At 71.5% G+C, this 6,014-nt stretch carries 8 protein-coding genes; 3 read left to right on the top strand and 5 right to left on the bottom strand.

Annotated elements, in window-relative coordinates; translation table 11 throughout:
- Window positions 1-309, top strand: a 309-nt coding sequence (locus ACTIR_RS0104115) for an alpha/beta family hydrolase (RefSeq protein WP_026453318.1), incomplete at its 5' end; no start/stop codon positions are given.
- A gap of 36 nt (window positions 310-345) precedes the next feature.
- Here the strand turns inward: ACTIR_RS0104115 and rsrA are convergent.
- The 3 genes from rsrA to ACTIR_RS27795 all read right to left on the bottom strand — a co-directional run bounded on the left by rsrA (window position 346) and on the right by ACTIR_RS27795 (window position 1,800).
- On the bottom strand, window positions 346-714 hold the full coding sequence (gene rsrA, locus ACTIR_RS0104110; protein WP_026453317.1) for a mycothiol system anti-sigma-R factor: 369 nt from the start codon (window positions 712-714) through the stop codon (window positions 346-348).
- Window positions 714-1,520 (bottom strand): sigma-70 family RNA polymerase sigma factor, encoded by an 807-nt coding sequence (locus ACTIR_RS0104105; protein WP_411431316.1) that lies wholly within the window; start codon window positions 1,518-1,520, stop codon window positions 714-716. The genes rsrA and ACTIR_RS0104105 overlap by 1 nt, the downstream gene beginning before the upstream one ends.
- A gap of 205 nt (window positions 1,521-1,725) precedes the next feature.
- Window positions 1,726-1,800, bottom strand: a complete 75-nt coding sequence (locus tag ACTIR_RS27795; protein ID WP_407690016.1) for a 50S ribosomal protein bL37 — start codon at window positions 1,798-1,800, stop codon at window positions 1,726-1,728.
- Between the two features lie 146 nt (window positions 1,801-1,946).
- On the opposite strand from ACTIR_RS27795, the gene ACTIR_RS0104095 reads away from it, so the two are divergent.
- On the top strand, window positions 1,947-3,530 hold the full coding sequence (locus ACTIR_RS0104095; protein WP_026453315.1) for a sensor histidine kinase: 1,584 nt from the start codon (window positions 1,947-1,949) through the stop codon (window positions 3,528-3,530).
- Between the two features lie 173 nt (window positions 3,531-3,703).
- Here the strand turns inward: ACTIR_RS0104095 and ACTIR_RS0104090 are convergent, their stop codons facing one another.
- A complete protein-coding gene (locus ACTIR_RS0104090; RefSeq protein WP_007024213.1) occupies window positions 3,704-3,958 on the bottom strand; it encodes a WhiB family transcriptional regulator in 255 nt (84 codons plus the stop codon).
- A 289-nt stretch (window positions 3,959-4,247) separates the two neighbouring features.
- Window positions 4,248-5,162, bottom strand: a complete 915-nt coding sequence (locus tag ACTIR_RS0104085) for a diacylglycerol/lipid kinase family protein (protein WP_026453314.1) — start codon at window positions 5,160-5,162, stop codon at window positions 4,248-4,250.
- Window positions 5,163-5,531: 369 nt separating this feature from the next.
- Here ACTIR_RS0104085 and ACTIR_RS0104075 point away from each other — a divergent pair.
- Window positions 5,532-6,014: hypothetical protein (locus ACTIR_RS0104075; RefSeq protein ID WP_026453313.1), on the top strand; the 483-nt coding region annotated here is incomplete at its 3' end.

The raw sequence follows: 6,014 nt of genomic DNA, 5'->3' as shown, positions 1-6,014 counted from the left end.
CGCTCGTCCGGCGCGCGGGTGGCCTGCCGCACGGCCGCGGCGGGGCAGGCCTCCGCGGTGCTGTGTCTGGCGTTCCCGGAACACCCGCCCGGCAGGCCGGAGAAGAGCCGCCAGGCCGAGCTCGACGCCGTCCGGGTGCCGACACTCGTCGTCCAGGGGGACCGGGACCCGTTCGGCTGTCCGACGGCGGGGCCGCACCACGAGGTGGTCACGGTGCCGGGCACGCACAGCCTGGACAGCGACCTGGACGCCGTCTCGCGTGCGGCCTCGGAATGGTTGGGGCGGGTGCTGCGCCCGCTCACCGCGTGACCGTTCAGCGGGGACCGGGCGCCACGCGCGGCGGAACTACCGGTCGTCCGGCGTGTCGTCCGGCTCGCGCCGGAAGCTGATCTTCGTTTCGGACACCCGCAGACCACTGCGCTCGGCCACGGTCCGCCGGATCGACGCCTGCAACCGGTTCTTCAGCTCCGCGGGGGCGAGATCCCCACCGCACTTGCGGGCGAGCAACCGCTTGATCTGGTCGTCGATGCCGTACTCCTCCAGACACGGCGGGCAGTCCTCGATGTGCCTGCGCAGCTCGGCGTCACGTTCGGGGCTGCACTCCTTGTCCAGCAGCAGGTAGATCTCGGCGAGCGCGTCGTCGCAACCGACCTTGTCGACCCCGTCCGTGTCCGTGGACGGGTCGCTCGCACCGGAGTCGCCGCGGATGCACATCAGCGGGTCACCTCCTGTCGGGCCGAGCGTGCGAACCCCCGGTCGCGCGCGACGTCGGAGAGCAGACCACGCAGCTGTCCACGCCCGCGGTGCAGTCGCGACATCACCGTGCCGATCGGGGTGTCCATGATCTCGGCGATCTCCTTGTAGGCGAAGCCCTCGACGTCCGCGAGGTACACGGCCAGTCGGAAATCCTCGGGGAGTTGCTGCAACGCCGCCTTGACGTCGGTGTCCGGCAGGTTGTCCATCGCCTCGACCTCGGCGGAGCGCAGACCAGTCGAGGTGTGACTCTCCGCCTGGGCGATCTGCCAGTCGGTGATCTCCTCGGTCGGCTGTTGCAACGGCTGCCGTTGCCGCTTGCGGTAGCCGTTGATGTAGGTGTTGGTGAGGATGCGGTACATCCACGCCTTGAGGTTGGTGCCCTTCTTGAACGACGAGAAGGCGGCATAGGCCTTGAGATAGGTCTCCTGGACCAGGTCCTCCGCGTCGGCCGGGTTGCGCGTCATCCGCAGCGCGGCCGAGTAGAGCTGGTCGAGCAGCGGCATGGCATCGCGCTCGAACCGCTCCGCCTGCTGCTGTTCCGCCTCCTCGGCCTGTGGCGTCACGTCCGTGGACGCCGCCGTGGGATCGGCGGACGGGGCCGCGCTCTCGGCGGGGCTCTGGGTACTCGGCAAACCGTTCCCTTCCCGATCGGCGCCTTCGTGTCGGCGGGGCGTCCCGGCGCCGCGCCCCCACATCCGGCTCGAGCGTCCGCGCGGTTGGCCGGGGACTCTGGTCAGCGTTCCAGGAGGCAGCGTGGTCGGCACATCCCGCACAACATCCCGGATCGCCGGGGTATTCCCGCCGGGGTCACGCCCGCCGTCCGCGTGGTGGAGGTGCGGGTCGGACCCTCCGGTGGATTGCCGGACGACGGCCGGGCGAAACGCCGTCACGGTCGCCGCAGGGAGTGAGAACGGACACAGAGCGGGGCCGGACGGGTGACGATCCCGTCCGGCCCCGTCCGGCGCCACCTCAGGTGTTCGGCTTCTTGCCGTGGTTCGCGTTGTTCTTCTTGCGGTCGCGGCGCTTCCGAGCTCGCTTGGCCATGATCACTCCTTGCGTCACTGCTCCACGTTTAGTGTGTCATGAGGGGGCCCGCCGAGTCCGGCCGCCTCGGGCCGAGAGGCGAGGCGGCCCACCGCGACGCCGCCCACGGCACCACCGTGCCAGACGTGACACCGACCAGGAGGGGCATGTCCACGCTCGCTGAACTGCTCGCCGACCACACCGGTCTCCCCGGCGAGTCCGTCGACCACCTGCAACTCGTGGTCGCCGAGTGGCAGCTGCTCGCCGACCTGTCGTTCGCCGACTTCCTGCTGTGGGTGCCGGTGCAGGAAGGGGCCGACGACTTCGTGTGCGTCGCCCAGGTGCGGCCGACCACGGCCCCCACCGCGCACCCCGAGGACGTGGTCGGGGAACGGTTCACCACCGCCGAACACCCCCAGCTGACCCGGGCCATGCGGGAGGTGCGGATCTGCCGGGAGGAGGAGCCGCACTGGTACAACGACCTGCCGATGCGGCGGGAGGCCGTCCCGGTCCGGCTGGGTGAGGCGGTGATCGCGGTGCTGAGCCGGGAGACGAACCTGGCCAGCCCCCGGGTGCCCAGCCCGCTGGAGATCGCCTACCTCGGTAGTGCCGCCGACCTGTGCCAGATGATCGCGGACGGGACCTACCCGAGTCCCGAGGCGAACATCGACGTGCACACCAGTCCCCGTGTGGGTGACGGGCTGGTGCGGGTGGACCAGAGCGGCACCGTGGTGTTCGCCAGTCCCAACGGGCAGTCCGCCTACCACCGGATGGGGTACGAATCCGACCTCATCGGCACCCGGCTCGCACCGCTCACCCGGTCTCTCGTGCGGGACCCGTTCGACGCCACCGACGTGTCCCACCGGATCCTCGAGGCGCTGGACGGCAAGCCCGGCACCCGCACGGAGGTGGAGTCCCGGCGCGGTGCCGTGGTCCTGTTCCGGGCGTTGCCGCTGCGGCCCGCCGGACGTGCCGCCGGGGCACTGGTCCTGATCCGGGACGTGACGGAGGTCAAGCGGCGCGACCGGGCCCTGTTGTCGAAGGACGCGACGATCCGGGAGATCCACCACCGGGTGAAGAACAACCTCCAGACGGTCGCGGCACTGCTGCGGCTCCAGTCCCGGCGGATGCAGTCCGGGGAGGCGCGGCAGGCGCTGGGGGAGTCCGTGCGGCGGGTGTCGTCCATCGCGATGGTCCACGAGGCGCTGTCGATGTCGGTGGACGAGCGGATCGACCTGGACTCCCTGTTCGACAAGGTGCTGCCCATGGTCAACGAGGTCGCCACGGCGGAGTCCCAGGTGCGCATGTCCCGCACCGGCTCGTTCGGGGTGGTGGCGGCCGAGATCGCCACCCCGCTGGTGATGGTGGTGGCCGAACTCGTGCAGAACGCGGTCGACCACGCCTTCGCCGGCGGCCGGACGGGCCGGGTGGAACTGGTGGTCGAACGGTCGGCGCGCTGGCTCGACATCCTCGTGCGGGACGACGGCAAGGGCCTGCCCGCGGGCTTCACCCTGGAACGCGCCGACGGTCTCGGTCTCCAGATCGCCCGGACTCTCGTCGAATCCGAACTGCGCGGTTCGCTGTCCCTGCGCGGGATCCGGGACGACACGGCGGAGTCCGACACCGCCGGGTCCGACGACACGGCGGAGCGGCAGTCGCCGGAACACGGCGACGGGCAACACGGCGACGGGGAACACCGCATTTCCGGAACCGAGGCGGCCCTGCGCATTCCGCTCAGCAGGCGCACCTGAATCCGTCCGCGCCCGGCGTGCGGTGGGGCCGATCCCCCGGCATCACCGCACGTATCCCTACCGCGCGCTTGAGGGTCGGCACCCAGAACGGATGCCGACCCTCAAACCTTCTGCCCTTTCGCCGGGGCAGAAGGGAATCGCGGACGCGTCGCTTCGTCTGCGCGGAGGTCGCGTCAGAAGTTGCTCCGCGTACCGATCTGCGCCCGCCGACGCTTGAGCGCACGACGTTCGTCCTCGTCCATGCCGCCCCAGACGCCGGCGTCCTGGCCGCTGGCCAGGGCCCAGGCCAGGCAGTCGGATGCGACGGTGCAGCGGTGGCACACGGCCTTGGCCGCGGCGATCTGCGATACGGCGGGGCCGCTCGTGCCGACGGGGAAGAACAGTTCCGGGTCCTCGTCTCGGCAGGCCGCGCGGTGGCGCCAGTCCATTCTTCGAGCTCCTTGTTTCGGGCGCGGTGCTCCGCGCCACGGTCGTCATGGCGGTCTTTCTTCGGGGTGCTTGTGAATGCTTTCACGAAGAACCGGCTTCGACAAGTGTTCGATCGGGATCGGTGAGTCAGCTCACCCGGCCCGGTGACCCTTCTGACCTGCGCATTCGTCGTCCTGCGGGGCCCGCTCCGGCGCGAGTGATGCGGTGAGTGGAGCTCTGGCGTCGACGAGTGGTAGGGGCGACTTTGTCGGCGGTGATCACGCGGTGTTGTTCACCGACAGCGACGGATCACAACGCAACCGTGAGCGCGTCCGGCACCACGGCGAACTCTACGCGGGTGCGCGGTCCCAGCAGCTCACCGTCGACCTGGAGGCCCACGGGCTCCTCGGCCGTGATGTGCAGGACGGGCAGGTCGTCGTGGCGCAGGAGCCGCCGTCCGCGGTGCTCGCCGTGCGCCCGCAGCGCCTGGCGGACGTGCCGCAGGACGGTGGGGAGCCCGAGCCCGGTCAGGGCGAAGAGACCGAGGCCGGAGTCGAACGAACTGTGCGTGTTCAGATGGACGGGACGGGGTCCCAGATAGCTCCACGGGTCGGTGTTCGAGACGAACGCGGTACGCACCTCGACGGGGTCGGCTCCGGGGACCCGCACGGTCAGCGTGGGTCGCCCGTTCGGCGGACGCAGATAGCCGGCGACCGCGGTCCGCAGGTACAACCACGGGCTCGTGCGCTTGCCGCGTCTGCGGTCGACGGCGGCGACCACGTCGGCGTCCCAGCCCATTCCGGCGTTGAACGTGAACCAGTGGCCGTCGGCGCGCCCGAGCCCCACCCGACGGACGCTGCGCTCCTCCAGCGCACGGAGCAGCCGCCCGGTCGCCTCGACCGGATCCCGGGGCAGGCCCAGCGCGCGGGCGAACACGTTGGCCGATCCGCCGGGGACGACCCCGAGCATCGGGCGCGGTGCGGGCGGTTCCGGTGGGTCGAGCAGGCCGTTGACGACCTCGTTGACCGTCCCGTCGCCGCCGTGTGCCACGACGAGACCGACACCGTCCTCCACCGCCGCACGGGCGACGGCCCGCGCGTGCCCCCGGTGGTCGGTCTCGACCACCTCCAGTTTCACCTCGCCGGCCAGCGCGTGCGCGAGCACATCCCGACCACCCGGGGTGGTCGCGGTGGCTCTCGGGTTGACGACGAGAACGGCGCGCACCACCGCAGAGTAGGTGAATCCGGCGCGCCGGTGGGCTCCCGCGGGACCACGGGTCCTGCGAAACATCTCACCCACGCGACCGGAACCCTCCCGGCTCCGGAGGGTGTGCTGTCGCCGGAGGCTGTGCCGGCGCTGCGACCCGTGCCGGCGCCGGGGACTGTGCTGACTGTCCTGTCGGTCCTCCCGCTCCGGTCGGTTCGGCCCGCGTGCGTGGCCCTGCCGAGCGCCGTGACGAGTTGCACCCCGGGCGACCGCCCGCTCATCGACGACACCTGAATCCTTGCCCGGTGTGCCGCCACGGTAAAACGTCCGACCGGGTGGCATACCATCGGCTGTGTTCACTCACGGTCAACGCAGGAGGGCAGCTTCGTGCCGATCCGCGACGCGATCTCCCCGGCCCCGCGCGAGGTCCGCCTCGCGGGGGTGCTCACCGCCCTCCCCGGATTCGCGCTGCTCGCCTTCGGCGTGCTGGTCGCCCTCAACGCGGGGGCCTCACCGCTGACCGGTGTCGCGGTGGCCGCCGAGGCCGCCTACTTCGGCGTGCTCGCGGCCGGGGTGCTGGCCTGCGCGGTGGGGCTGCTGCTCGGCAGAACCTGGGCCCGCTCACCCGCCGTCGTCGTGAGCCTGATCCTCACGGGTGTCGGCTGGTACGCGACCGGACCCTCGGACCAGCCGGGATTCGGCATCCCCGTGATGGCGGCCGGGGTGGCGGTGCTCGTGCTGCTGTTCCGGCGGCCGTCGCGGGCATGGGTACTCGGCCAGACGGAGGACGAGACCGAGGAGGAGGCCTCCCGCCGCGGTGGGGCCGCCGGGCGCAGGGCCGAACGCGAACACCGCGACGGCGACGGGAGC

This window comes from Saccharomonospora iraqiensis subsp. iraqiensis (assembly GCF_000430445.1).
In the GTDB taxonomy this organism is placed as follows: Bacteria; Actinomycetota; Actinomycetes; order Mycobacteriales; family Pseudonocardiaceae; genus Saccharomonospora; species Saccharomonospora iraqiensis.
Note: the sequence above shows the minus strand (reverse complement) of the source record. Positions and strands in the feature narration are given on the sequence as shown.